The 885-nt window shown below is 44.5% G+C and carries 1 protein-coding gene and 1 pseudogene; both read right to left on the reverse strand.

All coding sequences use genetic code 11. The annotated features are described in order from the left end of the window. Window positions 1–217, reverse strand: a pseudogene (locus tag A3763_RS24145) (phospho-N-acetylmuramoyl-pentapeptide-transferase); the annotation flags it as partial. After that, window positions 217–885: glutamate ligase domain-containing protein (locus A3763_RS24150; protein WP_255376642.1), on the reverse strand; the 669-nt coding region annotated here is incomplete at its 5' end. The gene A3763_RS24150 and the pseudogene A3763_RS24145, both read right to left, overlap by 1 nt.

Here is an 885-nt window from a genome sequence, read left to right on the forward strand (position 1 = left end):
TTGGCGTACCCGCTTTGCTTAAGTGAGACTGAGGACCATCGTCCCTTACAGACTGACCAATTTGATAATGGCTCAACTTCTTGATCATCATCGGGCCAACCCATAAGGAAATCATCAGGGCAGTTAAAACCCCTAGGATTCCTCGCAAGGTTAAATACTGAAACACCGACAAGAACCCAAATGTTTCAGATAAAACGGATGACAACCAATACAGCATTAGTGAACTCTTCTCTTAATTAAATTTACAACTTCATCCATTGCTGCGCTTCTGGACCCTTTGATCATCACGATCTTATTTTTGTGCTGATCTTTCACTAGGTGCTCTGCAAGCAAGGCTTTGTCTTCAAAAACCAATGCATTCTCACCAATACTTTCACTCATCTGTTTTGCGTATTGCCCTATCAAGCAAAACTCTTCGATTCCTAATTCAAGCGCATAAGTCGCTACATCTATATGCGCGTCATGCGCATGCGCACCAAGTTCAGCCATTTCACCCAGCACGGCAATTCGATACCCCGCCTGCATAGACAAGACATTAAGGGCTGCTTTCATCGAAGCCGGATTTGCGTTGTAACTGTCGTCTAATAAAGTGATGTCATTAATGAAAGCTGTGTTCATACGCCCTTCTGTCGACTCAACCTTTGCCAAGCCTTTTGCTACACCTTCCAAGTCGCATCCAACAGCAATTGCAGCAGTCGCTGCTGCGAGAGCATTTTGGATTTGATGCAAACCTGGCACAGGCAAACCAACCCTTACGCTCTCTTCGTGATAATTCAATGTAAAGCAGCTTCCTTCGGCTTCACATTCAACATCACTTGCAAAGACATCCGCATTTTCACTTTCCTGTGAGAAAGACAAACTTTGCCTTCCTCCCAAGCGCTCTAA

The sequence above is a fragment of the Oleiphilus sp. HI0128 genome (genome assembly GCF_001635365.1).